The 21,984-nt window shown below is 60.2% G+C and carries 23 protein-coding genes; 2 read left to right on the plus strand and 21 right to left on the minus strand.

What is annotated here, in order from left to right; genetic code table 11:
• Positions 1-121 precede the first annotated feature (121 nt).
• The 18 genes from J5M66_RS20690 to J5M66_RS20775 form a co-directional block, all read right to left on the minus strand.
• Complete coding sequence (locus tag J5M66_RS20690; protein WP_016770977.1) at positions 122-838, minus strand: FadR/GntR family transcriptional regulator; 717 nt, start codon at positions 836-838, stop codon at positions 122-124.
• Positions 839-939: 101 nt separating this feature from the next.
• On the minus strand, positions 940-1,500 hold the full coding sequence (locus tag J5M66_RS20695) for a DUF1285 domain-containing protein (RefSeq protein ID WP_207807797.1): 561 nt from the start codon (positions 1,498-1,500) through the stop codon (positions 940-942).
• Between the two features lie 14 nt (positions 1,501-1,514).
• Positions 1,515-2,120, minus strand: a complete 606-nt coding sequence (locus J5M66_RS20700; RefSeq protein WP_016770979.1) for a DUF4823 domain-containing protein — start codon at positions 2,118-2,120, stop codon at positions 1,515-1,517.
• Between the two features lie 127 nt (positions 2,121-2,247).
• Entirely contained in the window at positions 2,248-3,216 is a 969-nt protein-coding gene (locus J5M66_RS20705) for a radical SAM protein (protein ID WP_207807798.1), read from the minus strand.
• A 138-nt stretch (positions 3,217-3,354) separates the two neighbouring features.
• On the minus strand, positions 3,355-3,993 hold the full coding sequence (locus J5M66_RS20710) for a TetR/AcrR family transcriptional regulator (protein WP_016770981.1): 639 nt from the start codon (positions 3,991-3,993) through the stop codon (positions 3,355-3,357).
• Between the two features lie 351 nt (positions 3,994-4,344).
• Entirely contained in the window at positions 4,345-5,136 is a 792-nt protein-coding gene (locus J5M66_RS20715) for a TatD family hydrolase (RefSeq protein ID WP_116658525.1), read from the minus strand.
• A 15-nt stretch (positions 5,137-5,151) separates the two neighbouring features.
• The gene (locus J5M66_RS20720; protein WP_016770983.1) at positions 5,152-5,508 is read right to left on the minus strand and encodes a PilZ domain-containing protein; all 357 of its coding nucleotides are present in this window, start codon (positions 5,506-5,508) and stop codon (positions 5,152-5,154) included.
• Between the two features lie 42 nt (positions 5,509-5,550).
• Positions 5,551-6,534 (minus strand): DNA polymerase III subunit delta', encoded by a 984-nt coding sequence (locus J5M66_RS20725; RefSeq protein WP_136492931.1) that lies wholly within the window; start codon positions 6,532-6,534, stop codon positions 5,551-5,553.
• Complete coding sequence (gene tmk, locus J5M66_RS20730) at positions 6,527-7,159, minus strand: dTMP kinase (protein ID WP_016770985.1); 633 nt, start codon at positions 7,157-7,159, stop codon at positions 6,527-6,529. The genes J5M66_RS20725 and tmk overlap by 8 nt, the downstream gene beginning before the upstream one ends.
• A 19-nt stretch (positions 7,160-7,178) precedes the next feature.
• Positions 7,179-8,360 carry an endolytic transglycosylase MltG gene (mltG, locus tag J5M66_RS20735; RefSeq protein WP_207807799.1) on the minus strand — a complete coding sequence of 394 codons (1,182 nt, stop codon included), beginning with the start codon at positions 8,358-8,360 and terminating at the stop codon, positions 7,179-7,181.
• Positions 8,361-8,363: 3 nt separating this feature from the next.
• Positions 8,364-9,179 carry an aminodeoxychorismate lyase gene (gene pabC / locus J5M66_RS20740; RefSeq protein WP_136492930.1) on the minus strand — a complete coding sequence of 272 codons (816 nt, stop codon included), beginning with the start codon at positions 9,177-9,179 and terminating at the stop codon, positions 8,364-8,366.
• Positions 9,179-10,423 (minus strand): beta-ketoacyl-ACP synthase II, encoded by a 1,245-nt coding sequence (gene fabF, locus J5M66_RS20745; protein WP_038860467.1) that lies wholly within the window; start codon positions 10,421-10,423, stop codon positions 9,179-9,181. Before fabF ends, pabC begins: the two co-directional genes overlap by 1 nt.
• A gap of 108 nt (positions 10,424-10,531) precedes the next feature.
• Positions 10,532-10,768 carry an acyl carrier protein gene (gene acpP, locus J5M66_RS20750; RefSeq protein WP_003175607.1) on the minus strand — a complete coding sequence of 79 codons (237 nt, stop codon included), beginning with the start codon at positions 10,766-10,768 and terminating at the stop codon, positions 10,532-10,534.
• Between the two features lie 196 nt (positions 10,769-10,964).
• Positions 10,965-11,708, minus strand: coding sequence for a 3-oxoacyl-ACP reductase FabG (gene fabG / locus J5M66_RS20755; RefSeq protein ID WP_016770989.1), 744 nt, complete (start codon positions 11,706-11,708; stop codon positions 10,965-10,967).
• A 16-nt stretch (positions 11,709-11,724) separates the two neighbouring features.
• Positions 11,725-12,663 carry an ACP S-malonyltransferase gene (fabD, locus tag J5M66_RS20760; protein WP_207807800.1) on the minus strand — a complete coding sequence of 313 codons (939 nt, stop codon included), beginning with the start codon at positions 12,661-12,663 and terminating at the stop codon, positions 11,725-11,727.
• A gap of 123 nt (positions 12,664-12,786) precedes the next feature.
• Positions 12,787-13,797 (minus strand): phosphate acyltransferase PlsX, encoded by a 1,011-nt coding sequence (gene plsX / locus J5M66_RS20765; RefSeq protein WP_083387041.1) that lies wholly within the window; start codon positions 13,795-13,797, stop codon positions 12,787-12,789.
• A gap of 4 nt (positions 13,798-13,801) precedes the next feature.
• Positions 13,802-13,984 (minus strand): 50S ribosomal protein L32, encoded by a 183-nt coding sequence (gene rpmF / locus J5M66_RS20770; protein ID WP_003179396.1) that lies wholly within the window; start codon positions 13,982-13,984, stop codon positions 13,802-13,804.
• Between the two features lie 13 nt (positions 13,985-13,997).
• Complete coding sequence (locus J5M66_RS20775; RefSeq protein ID WP_003204262.1) at positions 13,998-14,525, minus strand: YceD family protein; 528 nt, start codon at positions 14,523-14,525, stop codon at positions 13,998-14,000.
• Between the two features lie 105 nt (positions 14,526-14,630).
• Between J5M66_RS20775 and J5M66_RS20780 the strand changes: the two genes are divergently transcribed.
• Complete coding sequence (locus J5M66_RS20780) at positions 14,631-15,209, plus strand: nucleoside triphosphate pyrophosphatase (protein ID WP_123443601.1); 579 nt, start codon at positions 14,631-14,633, stop codon at positions 15,207-15,209.
• Positions 15,210-15,295: 86 nt separating this feature from the next.
• Here J5M66_RS20780 and sppA read toward each other — a convergent pair whose 3' ends face one another.
• From sppA to rluC, 3 genes are read right to left on the minus strand one after another with little or no spacing between them, the layout of a single operon-like run.
• Positions 15,296-16,285 carry a signal peptide peptidase SppA gene (gene sppA / locus J5M66_RS20785; RefSeq protein ID WP_071173216.1) on the minus strand — a complete coding sequence of 330 codons (990 nt, stop codon included), beginning with the start codon at positions 16,283-16,285 and terminating at the stop codon, positions 15,296-15,298.
• 24 nt (positions 16,286-16,309) lie between these two features.
• Complete coding sequence (locus J5M66_RS20790) at positions 16,310-16,972, minus strand: HAD-IA family hydrolase (protein WP_016770993.1); 663 nt, start codon at positions 16,970-16,972, stop codon at positions 16,310-16,312.
• Entirely contained in the window at positions 16,959-17,918 is a 960-nt protein-coding gene (gene rluC / locus J5M66_RS20795) for a 23S rRNA pseudouridine(955/2504/2580) synthase RluC (RefSeq protein ID WP_016770994.1), read from the minus strand. Before rluC ends, J5M66_RS20790 begins: the two co-directional genes overlap by 14 nt.
• A 699-nt stretch (positions 17,919-18,617) precedes the next feature.
• Between rluC and rne the strand changes: the two genes are divergently transcribed.
• Positions 18,618-21,890, plus strand: a complete 3,273-nt coding sequence (rne, locus tag J5M66_RS20800; protein WP_207807801.1) for a ribonuclease E — start codon at positions 18,618-18,620, stop codon at positions 21,888-21,890.
• Positions 21,891-21,984 lie beyond the last annotated feature (94 nt).

Genomic DNA, 21,984 nt, shown 5'->3' on the forward strand with positions numbered 1-21,984 from the left:
TGAGTTGTTGTTTTACTGTGGGAGCGAGCTTGCTCGCGAAGGCGGAGTGTCAGTCAATGATGATTTATCTGACCTGACGCATTCGCGAGCAAGCTCGCTCCCACAGGATGTCTCGACATTTTCAGCTAGCTTTTCTACTGGCCATGACTTTCGGGTAAAAGCGTTTTATCGCCAGGTCGGCGTTGTCGATCAAGGTCATGCACGCCCACACGCCACGGGTCGAATCGCGCGCGGCGATGGCGTCGGCCATGTCCTTATGGATCGGCAAGGTGCGGCGCAGTTCATCGGGGTCGGCGGCGGAGACTTCGAACGACACCGCCAGCAACGCGCCGAGGGCCGGGACCATTTGTTCGATGAACTGATTATGGCTGGCGGCCAGGATGCATTCGTGGAAGGCCTGGTCGGCACGGTTGTAATCGATGCCACTGTCGACCGCACGTTCCAGTGCGTTGAAGGCCAGTTGCACCGCTTCGATCTGCTCCGGCGTTGCGCGCTCACAGGCCCAGCGCACCGCCATCGGCTCGATGGTGCGACGCAAATCCAGCAGGTCATCGACGAAGTTTTCCGGCAAGCCGTTGCGCGATAGCCAACCGACCACTTGCGGATCAAACAGATTCCAGCGCCGGACCGGCAATACCCGCGTGCCGACTTTCGGCCCGACTTCGAGCATACCTTTGGCGACGAGGGTTTTGATGGCTTCGCGAATCACCGTGCGGCTGACACCAAGCTGTTCGCCCAGATCCGCCTCGACCTTGATGGTCTGCCCCGGCTTGACCTGACCGGCAGCAATCCAACTGCCCAGCCAGTCAACGGTCGACGCATGAAAGCTGCTGGACATGTACACCTCACGGCGAATCGCGATGGGTGCCTACGCTAATCATCATACGATTAACAGTCAATCGGATTTTTTTCAGCTCGCTCCCACATTTTGATGTTGTGTCAGGGTTCCAGGCCGATGCGAAAGAATTCGCCGCCACTCCACACGCCCAACCAGCGCTGACCATCGATCTCGCGGCTCACCGTCAGTTCCACCAACTGGTAAAACACATTGCGGTGAATCAGCGCTTCAAGGTTGCTGCGCACATGCACATAAGGCGCAGGCTCCTGGGTCTCAGGATCAATCTCGACACGGATCGGATGTTCAGCCCCCGCCTCGATGGTTTCCTCGACATTGGTGGTAAAGCGCAAAACCTGCGCCTCGCCCTCGCCTTGCACTTCCACGGCAACCGCTACGAACGGCGCGTCATCGACCTTGATCCCGACCTTCTCGACTGGGGTGATCAGGAAGTAATCATCGCCGTCGCGGCGGATGATGGTGGAGAACAGTTTGACCATCGGCTTGCGCCCGATCGGCGTGCCCAGGTAATACCAGGTGCCGTCGCGGGCAATGCGCATGTCGATGTCGCCGCAGAAATCCGGGTTCCACAAATGCACCGGTGGCAGGCCTTTGGTCTTGGGGATCTGCCCCAGCAGGTCATTGGCTGTTTGCGGGTCACTCATGGCGTACTCCTTGATTACTGGTCGCCGATCCCCAGCAGGCTGCGTGCGTATTGCGCCAGCGGCGGACCGATGAGGTCTTCGGGTTTGGAGTCATGGAACGTCAGTAAACCGCCACGACTCTTGATCCGTGCAGTATCAATCAAATACTGGGTGCTGGTCTCGATCAACATGATCTGAATCACGCCGCCGTCGATACCGAGGCGATCCACGGCTTCCTGGTCCAGCCACTCATCGGAGTTGCCGATGCGGTCGTCAGCCTTGGCGAAACGTGTGTAGAGCAGGTAATGCGCGCCGGCATCACGGGCTTCGCCCATGGCCTGGTCGAGGCCTTCCGGCGCACGGGCGCGGCGGACCATCGGGAAATATTCGACAAAGCCCTTGAAGGCTTCTTCGGCGACCACGTTCGGCCGTGGATAGGAACCACCCGGCGGTGCGAACGCGCCCTGGGCGATGAAGATGAACGAGTCCGGCTGAATGCGGAGATTGTTCACCCGGCGGCTGTCACTATGGTCCAGAAGCCCCGCATCGCTCATGTGATAGCGAGTGCCTTCGGCCATATCGCTGACATTCATGCAACCGCCAAGCGCCAAAACGGCCAGCAGCAAAACCAGGCTACGCATCCTATTCCTCCAGAAGCCGGTGTCGGAAAACCGGCGAATGGCCGTTGGATGCAGCTTTTGCGCCAGCTCGGCATTTTCCTTGAAAGGCGTTCCCTGTGGGAGCGAGCCTGCTCGCGAAGGCGATGAATCAGCCGCCAATGATCTTCATGACGGTCGCACCACCGGAGAACGCCACCTCCTGCTTGTCACCCAACGCCTTGACCAGCAAACGTTGCAGCGCCGGCAACGCCTGGTGGCGCGGTTTGTCGAGCAGATCGCCGACATAGTGGCGGTTGCTCGACGACAAACAACCATGCAGCCAACCGGTCGATGACAGGCGCAAACGCGAGCAGGTGCGGCAGAACGGCACGCTTTCGTTGGCGATCATCCCGAAATTGCCGCGACCGGGAATCGAGTAGCGCACAGCGGTGGCGTCCACCGGTGCGTCCGTCTGGGCGTATTCATAACGCTCGCCAATCAGGCCGAGCAACTGCTCAAGGCTGACGAACTGCTGCAGGAAGACATTGGAATCCTTGGCCAGATGGCCCATGCGCATCAGCTCGATGAAGCGCAGTTCGAAGCCGCGCTCCAGACAGTAATCAAGCAACGGCATGACCTGATCGAGGTTCTGCCCGCGCAACGGCACCATGTTGACCTTGATCTTCATCCCGGCGGCGGCAGCCTGATCCATGCCATCGAGCACGCTGGCCAGATCGCCGCCACGGGCGATGCTGCGAAAAGCAGCGGCATCGAGAGTATCGAGGGAAACGTTGATCCGGCGCAGACCGGCATCGACCAGCAGCGGCAGTTTTTTCGCGAGGAGTTGACCGTTGGTGGTCAGGCTGATGTCGTCGAGGCCCATCTGGCCGACGGCAGTCATGAACGATTCGAGTTTGGGGCTGACCAGTGGCTCGCCGCCAGTGATGCGCAGGCGCTCGATGCCGGCCGCTTCGATCAGGTATTCGACGCCCCGTGCCATGGCTTCGGCCGACAGCTCATCCTGCGCAGCGACCAACCGCTTGCCGTTGGGCACGCAGTAGGTACAGGCGTAGTTGCAGGCAGAGGTCAGGCTGATGCGCAGATTGCGAAAACGCCTGCCTTGACGGTCAACGATCATGAAACACTCCGGCGAAAGAAAATCGAGCGAGCAAAACTTGACTGAGAAATCAGGTTTTAGCAAGCCCTATGCCTGAGTATATTCCTGTGCTATTGCGCCATGTTGTGAAAACACGGCGCAATCAGCCCGCTGAATGACTTATGTGCTCGGCGTTTCCGGGTCGCGCTTGCGCTTGTTGCCCATGCGCACGCCGATGTCCATCAGGAACTGGAAGAAGCCTTCCTGATCTTCCAGCACATTGCTCCAGAACGGCGAGTGATACAGCGCCACCGCGCCGTGCACCAATGCCCAGGATGCGCAGTAGTGGAAGTACGGCGGCACGTCTTCGAGCTTGCCTTCGCTGATGCGACCCTTGATCAGCAGGGTCAGGCGTTCGAAGTTCGAGGCACGGATCTTGTGCAGCTCCTCGACCATCTCCGGCACCTGATTGCCCTTGACCACTTTCTCTTCGAGACGGTCGAACAGGCGATAGCGCTGCGGGTCGCGCATGCGGAATTCGAAGTAGGCGCGGGACAGCGCTTCCTTGTCCTTGTCAACATCGGCCGAATGCAGCAGCTCGTTCAGATCGCGCTCGTAGTCGAGCATCAGGCGCAAGTAGATCTCGGCCTTGGATTTGAAGTGCTTGTAGATCGTGCCTTTGCCGATACCCACGGCATCAGCAATCATCTCGACGGTGACACTGTCTTCACCCTGGTCGAGGAACAGCTTGAGCGCGGTATCGAGAATTTCCTGCTCGCGGCGACGAAATTCACGGACCTTACGAGGTTCTTTATGCATAAGAAAAAGGTCTGAAGGGTCAAAATTCGAAGCCGCGTATTATGCCTAACTTGCGCAAAAAAGCACGGTTCATCGACCAAATCTGTGTTTCTTGTTCATTTCGAGAACGATTCGGGTGCAATGAGAACTCAACTGAAGCAAACGTATTCCAAATTTGTTTAAAAACCCCGACCGGCTCACTGGACTGCACGCCAGACTGATCAATACTTGAACTGTCGGGCGACATCTCCCCCAAGTGTCGCGCCGGTAAAGGTACCAACGGACCGCGTGCCTTTGTTTTACTCCTAATGGTCTTAACCCGGATTCACCCCCCAGAACCCGGGTTTTTTTTGCCTGCGATTTGGCCAGCCGTCACAGGGCAGATTTAACACTCGCCAGCGGGAACAGACGCTTGAAGTTCTCTGTGGTCTGCTCGGCAAAGCGCTCGTAGTTCTCACCACGCAGCATCGCCAGAAACTCCGCCACTTCGCGCACGTACTGCGGCAGGTTCGGCTTGCCGCGATACGGGATCGGCGCCAGGTACGGCGAGTCGGTTTCCACCAGCAGGCGATCGGCCGGCACTTTGCTCGCCACGTCACGCAAGGCGTCGGCATTGCGGAACGTAACAATGCCCGACAGGGAAATGTAATAACCCATGTCCAGCGCCGCTTTGGCCATGTCCCAGTCTTCGGTGAAGCAATGCAACACGCCCGCCTGGGGCAGCGCCGCTTCGCGCAGCAGTTCGAGGGTGTCGGCACGGGCGCCACGGGTGTGGATGATCACCGGTTTGCCGGTCTGCTGCGCCGCTTGCAGGTGCAGGCGAAACGACTCCTGCTGCAACTCGGCGGCTTCCGGCTCGTAGTGATAGTCGAGACCGGTTTCGCCGATCGCCACCACTTTCGGATGATTGAGTTCGTGCAGAAGCCAGTCCAGCGCAGGAGCCGCGCCCGGCTGAACATCCAGCGGATGCACGCCGACCGAACAATCAACATCGGCATACCGCTCGGCGAGGGCTTTGACGTCGGCGGCGTTGTCGGCACTGACGCCGATGCACAGAAAGTGTCCGACCCCACGCTCGCGGGCCGCAGCGAGTGCGGCATCCAGCGAGCCGTCATGGGCGGCGAGGTCGAGACGGTCAAGGTGACAATGGGAATCTACGAGCATAAAAAGGACTGCAACTTACATCGTATGAGTGGGACGGTCGGATTTCAGCGCTCCGGCCAGATGAGTTTCGATGCGACTGCGCGCAGTGTCGTCGCCGTCATTGAACTGCACGCCGACACCGGCGGCGCGATTGCCTTGTGCACCTTTGGGGGTGATCCAGGCGACTTTGCCGGCGACGGGGATTTTTTCCGCTTCGTCCATCAGGTGCAACAGCATGAACACCTCGTCGCCCAACCGGTAGCTTTTGTTGGTCGGGATGAACAGACCACCATTCTTGATGAACGGCATGTAGGCGGCGTAAAGCACCGACTTGTCCTTGATGGTCAGGGACAAGATGCCGTTACGCGGCCCCGGGCTGACAGGTTCAATCATGTTCACCTCCACTGCTGATCTTCAGAGTCTAGGTACACATTCTTATCTTTGACCAGGCAATCCCACCCATTGCACCAACAATGCTTCCAGCAACAGGGCCGGGTTGAGGTTGGCCTTGCTCAACACTTTCTGCCGTTGGGCGAGAATCCAGTCCTGAATATCCAGCACTTTGCCCTGCGCGCTTTTCTGCGCCAGGTACTGCACGACCTTGCGCATATCGGCCAGGCCGAGGCCGGCTTCGTCCTGAGTCAGTTGATAGCGCAGGATCAGGCTCGACCAGTCGCAGAACCAGTCGAACAGACGCAACATCGGAATGCTTTTCCACTCTTCCGCCAGTTGCGTCGGCGATTGCTGGCCCTTGAGCAACTTCTTTACGCCTTCGACCACTTGTGCACGTTGTTCACGCACACCTTGCGACTGCAGGCTGACCGCCATCAGCGGCGATCCGGCGGCCAGCGTCAGCAGTTCGACGCGCTCTTCTTCCGCGCAATCCGGCAGCGCCTGAGCCAGCCATTGCAGGCTCATCGCCTCGCCCGGCAACGGGCAGGCCTGCTGCACGCAACGGCTTTTGATGGTTGGCAACAAACGGCTGGGCTGGTGGCTGACCAACAGCAGAACAGTATCGCCGGACGGCTCTTCAAGGCTTTTGAGCAAGGCGTTGGCAGCGTTGATGTTCATCGACTCGACCGGCTCGATCAACACCACTTTGCGCCCGCCGAGCTGCGCGGTCTGCACGACGAAACTGACCAGATCACGAACCTGATCGACCTTGATCGCCTTGTCCGCCTCTTCCGGTTCCAGGATGTAATTGTCCGGATGACTGCCGGCCTTGAGCAGCAAGCAGGATTTGCATTCGCCGCACGCCTCAGGCGTAGGACGCTGACACAGCAGGCTGGCCATCAAGCGTTCGGCCAGCGCACGCTTGCCGATCCCGGCCGGACCGTGCAGCAGATACGCGTGGGCATGCTGACTGCGTCCGGCCAGTTGCTGCCAGAGGTTGTCCTGCCATGGATAGGCCTCAGCCACGGGCCAGCTCCAGCAAATTCGGTAGCAAGGTGTCCAGCGATTGCTGGACCTTGGCCAATGGCTGACCGGCATCGATGCGCACGTAGCGCGACGGGTCGGCTTCGGCGCGTTTCAGGAACGCATTGCGCACGTTTTCGAAAAACGCCCGGCCTTCGAGTTCGAAACGATCCAGTCGGCCACGGGCACTGGCGCGGGCCAGACCGATCTCTACGGGCAGATCGAAAATAAGTGTCAGATCGGGCCGCAAGTCGCCCTGCACGAAAGTTTCCAGGGTGGCGATGCGTTCCAGCGACAAACCACGACCGCCGCCCTGATAGGCGTATGTCGAGTCGGTGAAACGATCACACAGCACCACAGCGCCACGGGCCAGCGCCGGGCGAATCACCTCGGCCAGATGCTGGGCGCGCGCGGCGAACACCAGCAACAGCTCGGCGTCCGGATGCATCACTTCGTCGGCCGGGGTCAGCAACACGTCACGAATCCGTTCGGCCAGCGGTGTACCGCCGGGCTCACGGGTGAGCAGCACTTCGATACCGGCGGCGCGCAGGCGCTCGGCGAGGTATTCGCGATTGGTGCTCTTGCCCGCGCCTTCCGGGCCTTCCAGGGTAATAAACAAGCCAGTCACAGGCAGTCCTTCATCAAAGTCATTGCGCGTTCTGCGGTGCAGCGGCGTCCGGTTCTTGGGCTGGCGCCGGATCTTGCGGCGGCGCTTTCGATGGCACTTCGGGCAGCACCTCGGGCGCGGTGTTCGGCGAGGCCGCCGGAATGGCCTCATCGGTGGCCGGCGCGGTTACTGGTGCCGGGCTGGAACGGTAATCGGCACGGCGCTTGAGCTGGTATTCGCGCACTGCGTTGTTGTGCGCATCCAGATCATCGGAGAACACATGGCTGCCATCGCCACGGGCGACGAAATACAGGCTGCTGCCTTCCACCGGATTGAGCGCAGCATGAATCGCTTCGCGCCCGACCATCGCAATCGGCGTCGGTGGCAAACCGGGAATCACGTAAGTGTTATAGGGCGTCGGCTCTTTCAAATGTGCGCGGGTCAGTTTGCCGGTGTAGCGATCACCGAGGCCATAAATCACCGTCGGATCGGTCTGCAACTGCATGCCCAGCGCCATGCGCCGTACAAAGACGCCGGCAATCTGCCCGCGCTCCTGCGGAACGCCGGTCTCTTTCTCGACCAGCGAGGCCATGATCAGCGCTTGATAAGGTTCGCTGTAAGGCACGTCGGCAGAACGCTGCGCCCACTCTTTGGCGAGCACCTCATCGAGACGATCAAAGGCTTTTTTCAACAGCTCGGCATCGGACATGCCGCGCACGAAGCGATAGGTATCCGGGAAAAACCGGCCTTCCGGGAACAAGCCTTTGTGGCCGATCTTCGCCATGACGTCGCTGTCGCTCAGGCCGGTGAGGGTCTGCTCGAGCTTGTCGTCCTTGGCCAGGGCGGCGCGCACTTGATGGAAAGTCCAGCCTTCGACCAGGGTCAGGCTGTACTGAACCACGTCGCCGCGCTTCCACGAATCGATCAGACCGTTGACGGTCATGCCCGGCTGCATGCGGTACTCGCCGCTGTGAATCGGCGTGCCGGCAAGATTGAAGCGCCAGTAGACGCGCAGCCAGAACGCGTCCTTGATGACGCCATCGGTTTCGAGTTCAAGGAAGGTACGGGTCGGTGTAGAGCCTTTCGGCACATCCAGCAGTTGTTCCTGCGCGATGTTCAGGGGCTGTTCCAGCGCCGAATGAATTTTCCAGGCGCTGGCGCCCAACAGCAGCCCTGCCAGAACCAGTCCGGTTTCCAGCAGCAGCAAAAGTTTACGTCTCACGAATCAAGCATCCAGTAGCGCGCGGGCAATGGTTTGCAGTTTACGGGTGAGCGGGCCAACCGGCCAGCTCAGTGCAGCACAGGCGCGTACCGGCCAGACGCCATAAACGCTGTTGCAGACAAACACTTCATCAGCCCATTGCAGCTGTTCGAGGCGGATATCGGCGATTTGCGTGGGGATGGCCAGCGACTCGGCCTGAAACAATATTTCCGCGCGCATCACACCTGCGACGCCGCAGCGCTTCAAGTCGGGCGTGATCAGACCACCGTCGCGCACCAGGAAAATATTGCTGAACACGCCCTCAACGACGCGCCCGGCCTGATCAAGCATCAAGCCTTCGGCATGCTCGCTGTCCTGCCATTCGGCGCGGGCGAGCACCTGTTCCAGTCGATTCAGATGTTTGAGCCCGGCCAACAACGGCTGCGTAGATAAACGCGTGTTGCAGGGAAACAGGCGGATACCGTGCTCGGCATGGGCAGCGGGATAAGCCGCCGGCGGATTGCCTTGCAGGATGCGTCGGCCCTGCGCCGCAGGATCGGGCGCATAACCGCGCAAGCCGTCACCCCGAGTGAGGATGAGCTTGAGCACGCCCTCGCCCATCGCAGCGGCATAGCTGAGCAGCTCATGGCGAACCAGCTCGAGATCGGTCGCAATGGCCAGACGCGCGCAGCCATCGGCCAGGCGCGTCAGGTGTCGATCCAGCAGGACCGGCTGTCCACTGCGCACGGCAATGGTCTCGAACAGGCCATCGCCGTAAGCCAGGCCGCGATCTTTCAGCGACAGCGCGTCAGCCGGTTGACCGTCGACCCAGCTGTCCATCAGCCGGCGAACCGGCGGAACGCCAGCGTGCCGTTGGTGCCGCCAAAACCGAAGGAGTTGGACAGCACGACATCGATGTCCATGTTACGCGCGGTGTGCGCAACGAAATCGAGATCGCAGCCTTCGTCCGGTTCATCAAGGTTGATGGTCGGCGGTGCCACCTGGCTGTTGATCGCCAGCACGCTGAAAATCGCTTCGACCGCGCCCGCCGCACCCAACAGGTGGCCGGTCATCGACTTGGTCGAGCTGACGGCCAGCTTGTAGGCGTGATCGCCGAACACCGACTTGATCGCGTTGGCTTCGGCAAGGTCGCCGGCCGGCGTCGAGGTGCCGTGGGCGTTGATGTACTGCACTTGGTCGACGTTGATTTTCGCATCGCGCAGGGCATTGGTGATGCAGCGCGCGGCACCGGCGCCATCGGCGGGTGGCGAGGTCATGTGGAACGCGTCGCCACTGGTGCCGAAACCGATCAGCTCGGCGTAGATCGTCGCGCCACGGGCCTTGGCGTGTTCGAGCTCTTCGAGAACCAGAGCGCCAGCACCGTCGGACAGGACGAAACCGTCACGGCCCTTGTCCCACGGACGGCTGGCGCGGGTCGGCTCATCATTGCGGGTCGACAGCGCACGGGATGCGCCGAAGCCGCCCATGCCCAGACCGCAGGCGGCCATTTCCGCACCGCCGGCAATCATCACGTCGGCTTCGTCGTACATGATGTTGCGCGCGGCCATGCCGATGCAGTGCGTACCGGTGGTGCACGCGGTGGCGATGGCGTAGTTGGGTCCCTGTGCGCCCAGATGGATCGACAGGAAACCGGAAATCATATTGATGATCGAGCCAGGCACAAAGAACGGCGAGATCCGTCGTGGACCGGTCTCGTGCAGGGTGCGGCTGGTCTCTTCGATGTTGGTCAGACCGCCAATCCCCGAACCCATGGCCACGCCAATGCGTTCACGGTTGGCATCGGTGACTTCCAGACCGGCGTTGCGCACGGCTTGAAAGCCTGCGGCGAGGCCGTACTGAATGAACAGGTCGAGCTTGCGCGCTTCCTTGACCGACAGGTATTCCTCGACATTGAAGCCTTTGACCGAACCACCGAAGCGGGTCGAATAGGCAGAAAGGTCGGTGTGTTCGATCAGACCAATGCCACTGCGGCCAGCCAGAATGCCCTGCCAACTGCTCGGCACATCCGTGCCCAGTGGCGACAACATACCCATACCGGTGACTACGACGCGTCTACGCGACACAGCACTCTCCTTTTTCAAATGACGACTTTGCATCAGGCCTAAAGAAAAAACCGCACGCCATGATGGCAGTGCGGTTTTTCCATGACAGCAAGCAACGATTACAAACTGTTACGCCTGGTGGCTGGTAACGTAGTCGATTGCAGCTTGTACAGTAGTGATCTTTTCAGCTTCTTCGTCAGGGATTTCGGTTTCGAATTCCTCTTCCAGAGCCATCACCAGCTCAACGGTGTCAAGGGAGTCGGCACCCAGGTCTTCTACGAAGGAAGCGGTGTTGACCACTTCTTCTTCTTTAACACCCAGTTGCTCGGCAACGATTTTCTTGACGCGCTCTTCGATGGTGCTCATACCTTGTTTTCACTCCTAATGGACAAATTCAGGCAGCTGGCCAGTGGGTAAGTGTATAGAAAGCCTTTTCAGTTTTTCAACTGAAAGCTTCACTCCTCAAACCCTGCGGCCCTCTGCCTATAAATAGATTGCAGCTTTATAACGGATTTTAGACAGCTCGTATGACATTTTTTTGAAGCAATCCGTCACATTTTACTTACATGTACATCCCACCGTTCACCGGGATTGTAGCCCCGGTAACGTATGCCGCACCGTCGGATGCAAGAAAAGCGACCACGGACGCGATCTCTTGAGCTTGCCCCAGACGACCCAGCGGAATCTGCGTCTGCAAGGCTTCACGCTGTGCTTCAGGCAGCTCGCGGGTCATATCGGTGTCGATGAACCCTGGGGTTACCGAGTTGACCGTAATCGAACGCGAACCGACTTCACGCGCCATCGCCCGGCTGAAACCTTCCAGACCGGCCTTGGCGGCTGCATAGTTTACTTGGCCGGCGTTGCCCATGGCACCCACCACCGAGCCAATACTGATAATTCGACCCCAGCGCGCCTTGGTCATGCCACGCAAAACGCCCTTGGACAGGCGATACAGACTGTTCAGGTTGGTATCGATCACGTCGTACCACTCGTCGTCTTTCATGCGCATCATCAGGTTATCGCGGGTGATACCGGCATTATTGACCAGAATCGCCACCGGCGCACCGAACTGCTCCTGAATGCCTGCCAGCACGGCGCTGACCGATTCGTCGCTGGTGACATTGAGTTCGAAACCGGCACCCTGGATACCGTTTTCCTTCAGGGTCGCGGCAATGCGCTCGGCGCCCGACGCGGAGGTCGCGGTGCCGACAACGATGGCGCCCTGACGACCCAGTTCCAGCGCGATGGCCTGGCCGATACCGCGGCTTGCACCGGTAACCAGTGCAACTTTACCTTGCAGACTCATGCAAGTTTCTCCTGATTCAGGCCTGCGCTGCGCGAGCGGCAGCGAAGGCGTCTGGGGTATTGAGATTGGAAGTCGAAACGCCTTCGGCGCAACGTTTGTTCAGGCCAGCGAGGACTTTGCCCGGGCCGCACTCGACCAGATTGGTCGCGCCATTGGCGGCCAAAGTCTGTACCGATTCAACCCAGCGCACTGGCTTGTAGAGCTGTTCGAGCAGGTCGCGCTTGAGGGTTTCCAGATCGGCCGGCACTTGTGCGCTGACGTTCTGCACCACGGGGATCTGCGGCGCCTGCCAGTCGATGGCGGCGATGGATTCGGCGAAGCGCTCGGCAGCCGGACGCATCAGCTCGCAGTGCGACGGCACGCTCACTGGCAACGGCATGGCGCGCTTGGCACCACGGGCCTTGCAACCCTCGATGGCGCGCTCGACGGCCGCCTTGGCACCGGCGATCACCACTTGGCCCGGCGAGTTGAAGTTCACCGCGCTGACGACTTCGCCTTGCGCCGCTTCGGCGCAGGCAGCCAGCACGTCGGCATCTTCCAGGCCGAGGATCGCGGCCATGCCGCCCTGCCCGGCCGGCATCGCTTCCTGCATCAACTGGCCACGGCGCTCGACGAGCTTGACCGCGTCAGCCAGGCTCAGGCTGCCGGCAGCGACCAGCGCGCTGTATTCACCCAGACTATGACCGGCGACGAATGCCGGACGCGCGCCGCCTTCGGCCAGCCACAGACGCCACAGGGCGATCGAAGCGGTCAGAATGGCCGGTTGGGTCTTGTCGGTTTGATTGAGCAGCTCTTCCGGGCCCTGTTGGCTCAGTGCCCACAGGTCGTAGCCCAGCGCAGCAGAGGCTTCTTGAAAGGTTTCGAGGATCAGCGGATGTTGCGCGCCCAGCTCGGCCAGCATGCCGAGGGACTGCGAACCCTGTCCTGGAAAGACGAATGCGAGGGAAGCAGACATGTAACAAGCCCCTAATGATCTTGTCGTCGGAAAATAACGCCCTGTTGGGGACGCCAGAAACTGACAGTTTGGATGGCCCTTTGAACCGGGCGGTCACATTTAAGCATTGTCCGACGAAAACGCCTAAGACAACAGTTCCTCCAGACGACCGTGGAGACGCTCGGGCAGGTTCTCCTGAATCTCGATCAGCGCCCGTTGAATGGCACTCTGAAAGCCCTGCACCCCTGCCGATCCATGACTTTTCACAACGATGCCCTGCAAGCCGAGAAAGCTTGCGCCATTATGTCGCGCCGGGGCCAGATCAGCTTGCAGACGCTTCATCAACGGGAGCGCGAGAGCGCCGACAGCGCGCGAGGCCAAGTTTTTCTTGAACAACGCCTCGATGCGCGCGGCAATCATCGTCGCCAGACCTTCGCTGGACTTGAGCAGGATATTGCCGACGAAGCCGTCACACACCACCACGTCGGCCTCACCGCGATACAAGCCGTCGCCTTCGATAAAGCCGATGTAGTTGATCCCGCGCGCAGCCTGCAACAGCGTTGCGGCCAGTTTGACCTGCTGATTGCCCTTGATGTCTTCGGTGCCGATGTTCAGCAACGCAACACGTGGACGGGCAATGCCCAAAGTCTGCGCAGCCACCGAACCCATCACCGCGAACTGCAACAGGTGCTCGGCACTGCAATCGACGTTGGCGCCCAGATCGAGCAACTGGCAATAACCGGTCTGCGTCGGAATCGCCGCAACCATGGCCGGACGATCAATGCCCGGCAATGTCTTCAGCACGAATCGCGACAAGGCCATCAACGCACCCGTATTGCCGGCACTGACACAGGCCTGCACCTTGCCATCGCGCAGCAGTTCAAGGGCTACACGCATCGACGAATCCGGCTTGCCACGCAGGGCCTGAGCGGGTTTTTCGTCCATGGTGATGACTTCGCTGGCCGCAACAATCGTCAGGCGCGCGCGATCGGCAGCCGACTGGCCGTGGATCAGTTCTTCAAGAAGGGAGGGTTGACCGACGAGGGTCAGGTGCAGCGAGGGTGTAGCAGACAGGCAAGCGAGACTGGCCTGAACAATGCTGCGGGGACCGAAGTCCCCGCCCATTGCGTCAATCGCGATGACTTGAGCAGACAAGTGATTACTCGTCAGCGCCCTTGTCGATCACTTTACGGCCACGGTATACGCCTTCTGGCGATACGTGGTGACGCAGGTGAACTTCACCAGTGGTTTTTTCTACAGACAGGGTGCTAGCCTCGAGAGCGTCGTGCGAACGGCGCATGTCACGGGCAGAGCGGGATTTTTTGTTCTGCTGAACAGCCATAATTGATTAACTCCTAAACGTTTGGGTCACGCTTTAACTGCGCCAATACACTGAACGGGTTGGACCGCGTTACCTCGTCCTCGCTCGGTTCGGGCTCATCTGCTCCCGCCGGCTGCTGGCATTCTTCCGGATGATGAGCAGGCACAATGGGCAAGGCGAGCAAAAGCTCCTCCTCGATCAGTGACTGCAGATCCAATGGATCTTCGCCCAGTTCCAGCACGTCATAACCTTTCGGCAACGACTGGGTATTCGCACCCTCCTTCACCACCGCGTAACTGCATTCGCTGTGGATCGGCAGGGTGACCAGCTCAAGACAACGCTGGCAAACCATTTTGACTTCGGTGTCGATAAAGCTGTGGATGACCACAGACTTACGTTCATCTCGTTCAAAAACGAATTTTGCCTGCACCGTACCGACATCGTCGGAAAGCGGGTCGCAGAGTCTCTTCAAATCGGCCAGCAGCAGTTCACCTTGAAGGGTGGTGCCACGGTCAGCCAATTTGCGCGGGTCAACGTGAGGTGGAATCGGGTCATTCAACATAGGCGCAGCATTATAGGGATGCACCCACCCATGTCAAAGGAAATTGTGCCCTGTCCGTCACTTGCGCGCCTCCGCTAGAATCCGCACCTGCCTCAGGAGACGTCCATGCTGCCTTTATTACTCGCTTCAAGCTCGACTTATCGCCGCGAATTGCTCGCCCGCCTGCACCTGCCGTTCGTCTGCAGCTCGCCGGACATCGATGAAAGCCACCGCCCGGGCGAGTCCGCGATCGATCTGGTCAAACGCCTCGCCGAGGAAAAAGCCCGCGCCCTGACGGACAGCCACCCTGCTCATCTGATCATTGGCTCGGATCAGGTCGCCGTCCTCGGCGAACAGATCATCGGCAAGCCGCACACCTTCGAGAAGGCTCGCGAGCAATTGATGGCGGCCAGCGGCGCGAGCGTGACCTTCCTGACCGGCCTGGCACTGCTCAACAGCCACACCGGGCAATGCCAGGTCGACTGCGTGCCGTTTACCGTGCACATGCGTCAGCTGGATCAGGCGCGCATCGAACGCTACCTGCGCATCGAGCAACCGTACGACTGCGCCGGCAGCTTCAAGGCCGAAGGACTGGGCGTGAGCCTGTTTCAATCGACCGAAGGCCCGGATGCCACCAGCCTGATCGGCCTGCCGCTGATTCGCCTGATCGACATGTTGTTGGTCGAAGGCGTGCAAATTCCTTGAAAGCAAAAGATCGCAGCCTTCGGCAGCTCCTACACCGATCCGTGCAAGAGTTGCCGCCGACTGCGATCTTTCGATCTTGAACCGTCTTACCGCAACGACGGCCCGTGAAAACCCATCCACATCGCCAACTGCTCTGCCACGCTGGCGCCGAGCTTTTTCGAGAAGCGATCGAACGGCGATTCCTGCACGGTGAAGTCCACCAGCTCCTTCTCGCCAATCACATCACGCGCCACCGAACTGGCACTGCCCAAGCCATCGATCAGACCCAGCGGCAGCGCCTGCTCACCCGACCAGACCAGCCCGGAAAACAGCTCCGGATGCTCTTTGTCCTTCAGGCGATCACCACGACCCTGCTTGACGCTGTTGATGAACTGCTTGTGCGTGGTGTCGAGCACGCTTTGCCAGAAGGCGGTTTCTTCAGGCTTTTGCGGCTGGAACGGATCAAGGAATGCCTTGTGCTCGCCCGAGGTATAGGTGCGGCGCTCAACCCCGAGTTTTTCCATGGTGCCGACAAAACCGTAACCCGCTGCTGTCACGCCGATCGAGCCGACCAGACTCGCCTTGTCGGCGTAGATCTGATCCGCCGCGCTGGCGATGTAATAGGCGCCCGAAGCACCAAGATCGGAAATCACTGCGTAGAGCTTGATCTCTGGATGCAGGCCACGCAGACGCTTGATCTCGTCATAGACATAACCGGACTGCACCGGACTGCCGCCCGGACTGTTGATGCGCAGGACCACGCCCTTGACCTTCTTGTCTTCGAACGCCGCGCGCAGACTGCCAACGATATTGTCAGCGCTGGCCGGCTCTTTGTCGGCGATTACACCATCGATCTCGATCAACGCCGTGTAGTTCGGGCCGCGGGTGGCGCTTTTTTCCATGTCCATCAGCGGCGTGAACAGCAGCAGCGCAACAAACAGATAAACAAACGTCAGCAGCTTGAAGAAAATCCCCCAGCGCCGCGAACGGCGTTGTTCCTGCACGCCGGCCAGCAAAGTCTTTTCCAACAGCTTCCAGCTTTTCGCGTCACCGTCGTCGGCACTTGCCTTGGCCGGTGCTTTCCATTCGTCGGTCATGCCATCTACCCCAGCAAAAACGTATTAAGCCCGCTGACCCAGCCAGGCGTGCAATTCAGAAAAACGGTCGATCGACAGGCGCGGCTCGAACTGTTGCAGGGACTCGATCGATTGCGCGCCATAACTGACCGCCACCGAATCCATTCCCGCGTTGCGCGCCATCAGCAGATCGAACGACGAATCACCGACCATCAACGCCTGTTCCGGGCGCACGCCGCAGTGACTGACGATCTGCTCAAGCATCAGAGGGTGTGGCTTGCTGGCAGTTTCATCGGCAGCGCGGGTGATATCGAAATAATCTTCCCAGCCATTGGCCTTGAGCACCCGATCCAGTCCGCGACGATTCTTGCCCGTCGCTACCGCCAGGTGATAACCCTGCTCGCGAAACGATGCCATCGACTCGACCACGCCCTCGAACAGCGGCGAAGGCACGGCTTCGGCAGCGATGTAGTGATCGGCGTAGTACTCGCGAAACGCGAGCATTTCTGCGTCGCTGATTTCCGGGTACAGGGTGCGAATCGCTTCCGGCAAGCCAAGACCGATGATGCCTTTGACGGCGAAGTCATCGCGCAGCTCGAAACCGGAACGCCCGGACGCCGAGTGCATCGCCTCGACGATCCGATGAATGGAATCGGCGAGGGTGCCGTCCCAGTCGAAAATCAACAGCTTGTAATCAGATGGGCGCACTCAATCGCTCCACGGTTTTGGCCCACATTTCATCGACGGGCGCTTGCAGATTCAGCTTGCCGCCGTCGGGCAGCGGCACCGTCAGCATGTAAGCGTGCAGGAACAGACGCTTACCGCCCAGATCGCGGATTTCCTTGGTGAAATCCTCGTCGCCATACTTACTGTCACCGGCAATGCAATGGCCAGCATGCAAGGTGTGCACGCGAATCTGGTGGGTACGACCGGTGACCGGTTTCGCCTCGACCATGGTGGCAAAATCGCCGAAGCGGCGCAGCACCTTGAACAGCGTCAGGGCTTCTTTGCCTTCATCGTTAACTTCGACCATGCGCTCGCCGGAGCGCAGATTGCTCTTGAGCAACGGCGCGCGAACCTGCTTGATCGAGGTTGCCCAGTTGCCACGGACCAGCGCCATGTAGCGCTTGTCGACGCCGTCGCCGCGCAACTGCTCGTGCAGGTGGCGCAACATGCTGCGTTTTTTGGCGATCATCAGCAGGCCGGAGGTGTCACGGTCGAGACGGTGAACCAGCTCCAGCTCCTTGGCGTCGGGACGCAGCTGACGAAAGGCTTCGATCACGCCGAAATTCAGCCCGCTGCCGCCATGAACCGCAATGCCGGCGGGCTTATTGATCACGATCAGGGCTTTGTCTTCGAAGACGATCGAGGCTTCCAGGCGCTGCAACAGCCCCTGGGCCAGCGGCACCGGTTCGTCGCGCTCAGGCACGCGAACCGGCGGCACGCGCACGATATCGCCGGCCTGCAGCTTGTATTCGGGCTTGATCCGACCTTTGTTCACGCGCACTTCGCCTTTGCGCAAAATGCGGTAAATCAAGGTCTTGGGCACGCCTTTGAGCCGGGCGAGAAGAAAGTTGTCGATTCGTTGGCCGGCATACTCCGGCGAGACTTCAAGCAGTTGAACGCCTGGAGTCGAAGGGGCAGTAGTTGTCATGCCGCGGATGATAACAATTTTTATGGAATTGAAGCACTTAATCATTGCTGCTATAGTCGCGAACGCCGCCAAAAGCGGCCTGGACAGCGGAACCACGGTCAAAGACCGGCCCTGACCAACGCAATTCACCAGGGCGCGAGGCCGTCCTACGGGGCTTTCGCTACGTAACGGTGGAGTTTGCGGTTGTAACGAGCGCAGGTGACATGAGGCCTGAATTACACCGCCGAGCAGAGTTCTCACTCGCCCGGCAGGCAACATTCAAGGCCAGTTCACAAAGTGCAGTCGACTGCGAATGACCCCGAGCGATTGCTTCGGAAACATCGCCTGAATTAGCCATGATGCGTGACCTCCCCTTTCGGAGCTCACGGTAAATGCCAACCCGCTGCGGATTCTGCGCGCGGCAGCACCCGAATTATCAGGGATACGTGTAGGGTGGAGATGCACAACCGCCGGACTGTGTAGCAACAAGCTTTGATCAAGACGCTTCATCTCGTCCACAGCCGCTGGTTGATTCCTCCTCCTGACTGAGTGCTTAAGTAGCCACAGCAAGCAGGACGCGTACGTCGCGGTATCGGCCCAATTGGCCGCACATCGCTGGACACGGGAATGGCCAACCACTCCCGACGCACCTGACACCGACCGTGAGAAGTCGTGTGTGCCGAACGCCGTTTCCGGCAGCCCGGAAACCGACGGTACTACATGAAAAGAATGCTGATTAACGCAACTCAACCCGAAGAGTTGCGTGTTGCACTGGTAGATGGCCAGCGCCTCTACGACCTGGACATCGAATCCGGTGCACGCGAGCAGAAGAAGGCCAACATCTATAAAGGCCGTATCACTCGCATCGAACCAAGCCTTGAGGCTGCCTTTGTCGATTTCGGCTCCGAGCGCCACGGCTTCCTGCCCCTCAAAGAAATCTCCCGCGAATACTTCAAGAAAGCCCCCGAAGGCCGCGTCAACATCAAGGACGTCCTGAGCGAAGGCCAGGAAGTCATCGTGCAGGTCGAGAAAGAAGAACGTGGCAACAAGGGCGCCGCCCTGACCACCTTCATCAGCCTGGCCGGTCGTTACCTCGTACTGATGCCGAACAACCCGCGTGCCGGCGGCATCTCCCGTCGCATCGAAGGTGAAGAGCGCAACGAACTGCGTGAAGCGCTGAACGGTCTGGTCGCTCCGGCCGACATGGGGCTGATCGTGCGCACTGCCGGCCTGGGCCGCAGCAGCGAAGAAATGCAGTGGGACCTCGATTACCTGCTGCAACTGTGGACCGCCATCAAAGAAGCCTCGCTGGATCGCTCCGCGCCTTTCCTGATCTACCAGGAAAGCAACGTGATCATCCGCGCCATCCGCGATTACCTGCGCCAGGACATCGGCGAAGTGCTGATCGACAGCGTTGAAGCCCAGGACGAAGCCCTGACCTTCATCCGCCAGGTGATGCCGCAGTACGCCAGCAAGATCAAGCTGTACGAAGACAGCGTGCCGCTGTTCAACCGTTTCCAGATCGAAAGCCAGATCGAGACCGCGTTCCAGCGCGTCGTCGAACTGCCTTCCGGCGGCTCCATCGTCATCGATCCGACCGAAGCCCTGGTGTCCATCGACATCAACTCGGCGCGCGCCACCAAGGGCAGCGACATCGAAGAAACCGCCCTGCAGACCAACCTTGAAGCCGCCGAAGAAATCGCCCGTCAGTTGCGCCTGCGCGACATCGGCGGCCTGATCGTCATCGACTTCATCGACATGACCCCGGCCAAGAACCAGCGCGCCGTGGAAGAGAAAGTCCGCGAATGCCTGGAAGCTGACCGCGCCCGTGTGCAGATCGGTCGCATCTCGCGTTTCGGCCTGCTGGAAATGTCCCGTCAGCGCCTGCGTCCATCGCTGGGCGAAAGCAGCGGCATCGTCTGCCCGCGTTGCAACGGCACCGGCATCATCCGTGACGTTGAATCGCTGTCGCTGGCCATTCTGCGCCTGATCGAAGAAGAAGCCCTGAAAGACCGCACCGCCGAAGTTCGCGCGCAAGTGCCGATCCCGGTCGCTGCGTTCCTGCTCAACGAAAAACGCAACTCGATCACCAAGATCGAACTGCGCACCCGTGCCCGTATCGTCATTCTGCCGAACGATCACCTCGAGACGCCGCACTTTGAAGTTCAGCGTCTGCGTGACGACAGCCCGGAAGCCGCGACCAACCAGTCCAGCTACGAAATCGCTGCCGCCGCTGCCGAAGTCGAAGAAGTCCAGCCAGCCGCTGCGACCCGTACTCTGGTTCGCCAGGAAGCTGCAGTGAAGACTGCGCCGGCCCGTGCCAACGCACCGGTGCCGACTGAAGTTGCCCCTGCCGCACCTGCTCCTGCACCGGTTGCCGCGCCTGAGCCAAGCCTGTTCAAGGGTCTGGTGAAGTCGCTGGTCAGCCTGTTCGCCACCAAGGAAGAGCCAGCCGCACCGGTCGCGGTTGCGAAACCGGCTGCCACCGAGCGTCCTGCCCGCAACGAAGAGCGTCGCAACGGTCGCCAGCAGAGCCGCAACCGTAACGGTCGCCGCGATGAAGAACGCAAGCCGCGCGAAGAACGTGCTCCACGTGAAGAGCGCGCACCACGCGAGCCGCGCGAAGAGCGCCAGCTACGTGAAGCCCGCGAGCCGCGTGAAACCCGCAGCGAAGCGCCGGTAGCCCGCGAAGAGCGCGCACCACGTGCCCCGCGTGAAGAACGTGCACCGCGTGCCCCACGTGAAGATCGCAAGCCGCGTGGCGAGCGTGAAGAACGCGTGCGTGAACTGCGCGAGCCGCTGGACGCCGCGCCAGCCGCAGCCGCAGCTGTTGCTGCCGTGACCGCTGAAGAGCGTCCGGCCCGTCAGCCACGCGAAGAACGCGCTCCGCGTCCACCGCGTGAAGAGCGTCAACCGCGTGCCGAGCAGGCCGCTGCTGCCGTCGCTGAAGAAGAAGTGAACAGCAACAACGAAGAGCAACTGCCGGAAGACGGTCAGGACAACGCCGAAGGCGATCGTCCACGTCGTCGCTCCCGTGGCCAGCGTCGTCGCAGCAACCGTCGCGAGCGGCAACGTGATGCCAACGGCAACGTGATCGAAGGTTCGGAAGAATCCGAGTCCGCTGAAAACGCTGGCGAGCCAAGCACTGCCGATCTGGCCGCTGGCCTGGCCGTCACCGCCGCTGTTGCCAGCAGCACCATCAGCGCTCCGGCAGAAGCCCAAGCCCACGAGCAGGCTGAACGCGCCACCGCCGCCACACTGGAAACTGCTCCAGTCGAAGCGCCGGCTGTCGAAGCCACCACACCAGTGGAAGTGACTGCTGCACCGGAAATCGAAGTCGCTCCGGTCCGCGAAGCTCAACCTCAGGCTGAAGCAACTGCCGAACCGGAAGCTGTCGTCGAAGCACCAGCGGCCGTCACTGAGCCAGCGGTAGAAACCGTCAGCGAAAACGTGACCAAAACCGTGCGTGAAGTTCGCGAAGAGCAGACTGCGTTCAACTGGGTTGCCGAGCCAGCTGTGACCGAAGCTCCAGCGCCGGTCGCTGAAGCCGAAGTGCCGCAAGCCATGGTTTCCGAGCCAGTAGTTGCAGCGGCCGAGCCGGCGCCGACACCAGTGGTTGAAACTCCGGTTGCCGAAGCTCAGGTTGAAGAAGCACCAGCCGCAGTCGAAGCGCCATCGCCAGTGGTTGAAGCGCCGGCTCCGGTCAGCGCCCTGACGCCGAACGGCCGCGCGCCAAACGACCCGCGTGAAGTGCGTCGTCGCAAGCGTGAAGCCGAGCGTCTGCAGAAGGAAGCCGAACTGGCTGCCGCTGCGGCTCCGGTTGCTGCCGAACCAGCCGCTGCGGCTGAAGTGATCGAGGCAGCCCCTGCCCCGGTCGCGGAAGAAGCATCGGTTGAAGCGGTCATCGCTGAAGCACCACGCTCCGTTCAGGATGCAGTTGAACAGCGCGAAGAAGCCCAGGAAAAAGAGCACGAGCCTAAACCACTCGTGTAATTCCTGAAGCCAATAAAAAGCCCCGCCCGGTGAAAGCCTGGCGGGGCTTTTTATTGCCTGAAATACCAGCATCATCCACAACCTTTGTGGGAGC

It is taken from the genome of Pseudomonas sp. 67(2021) (assembly GCF_017491835.1).
Taxonomy (GTDB): domain Bacteria; phylum Pseudomonadota; class Gammaproteobacteria; order Pseudomonadales; family Pseudomonadaceae; genus Aquipseudomonas; species Aquipseudomonas atacamensis.

Bases quoted from the DNA above. Each gene is read 5' to 3' on its own strand.
- J5M66_RS20705 (WP_207807798.1), bottom strand. From the start codon at position 3,216: ATGATCGTTGACCGTCAAGGCAGGCGTTTTCGCAATCTGCGCATCAGC.
- fabG (WP_016770989.1), bottom strand. From the start codon at position 11,708: ATGAGTCTGCAAGGTAAAGTTGCACTGGTTACCGGTGCAAGCCGCGGT.
- pabC (WP_136492930.1), bottom strand. From the start codon at position 9,179: ATGGACAGCTGGGTCGACGGTCAACCGGCTGACGCGCTGTCGCTGAAA.
- J5M66_RS20775 (WP_003204262.1), bottom strand. From the start codon at position 14,525: ATGTTGAATGACCCGATTCCACCTCACGTTGACCCGCGCAAATTGGCT.
- J5M66_RS20780 (WP_123443601.1), top strand. From the start codon at position 14,631: ATGCTGCCTTTATTACTCGCTTCAAGCTCGACTTATCGCCGCGAATTG.
- rpmF (WP_003179396.1), bottom strand. From the start codon at position 13,984: ATGGCTGTTCAGCAGAACAAAAAATCCCGCTCTGCCCGTGACATGCGC.
- J5M66_RS20690 (WP_016770977.1), bottom strand. From the start codon at position 838: ATGTCCAGCAGCTTTCATGCGTCGACCGTTGACTGGCTGGGCAGTTGG.
- J5M66_RS20715 (WP_116658525.1), bottom strand. From the start codon at position 5,136: ATGCTCGTAGATTCCCATTGTCACCTTGACCGTCTCGACCTCGCCGCC.
- fabD (WP_207807800.1), bottom strand. From the start codon at position 12,663: ATGTCTGCTTCCCTCGCATTCGTCTTTCCAGGACAGGGTTCGCAGTCC.
- J5M66_RS20720 (WP_016770983.1), bottom strand. From the start codon at position 5,508: ATGATTGAACCTGTCAGCCCGGGGCCGCGTAACGGCATCTTGTCCCTG.
- acpP (WP_003175607.1), bottom strand. From the start codon at position 10,768: ATGAGCACCATCGAAGAGCGCGTCAAGAAAATCGTTGCCGAGCAACTG.
- J5M66_RS20695 (WP_207807797.1), bottom strand. From the start codon at position 1,500: ATGAGTGACCCGCAAACAGCCAATGACCTGCTGGGGCAGATCCCCAAG.
- J5M66_RS20700 (WP_016770979.1), bottom strand. From the start codon at position 2,120: ATGCGTAGCCTGGTTTTGCTGCTGGCCGTTTTGGCGCTTGGCGGTTGC.
- sppA (WP_071173216.1), bottom strand. From the start codon at position 16,285: ATGACCGACGAATGGAAAGCACCGGCCAAGGCAAGTGCCGACGACGGT.
- J5M66_RS20710 (WP_016770981.1), bottom strand. From the start codon at position 3,993: ATGCATAAAGAACCTCGTAAGGTCCGTGAATTTCGTCGCCGCGAGCAG.
- rluC (WP_016770994.1), bottom strand. From the start codon at position 17,918: ATGACAACTACTGCCCCTTCGACTCCAGGCGTTCAACTGCTTGAAGTC.
- rne (WP_207807801.1), top strand. From the start codon at position 18,618: ATGAAAAGAATGCTGATTAACGCAACTCAACCCGAAGAGTTGCGTGTT.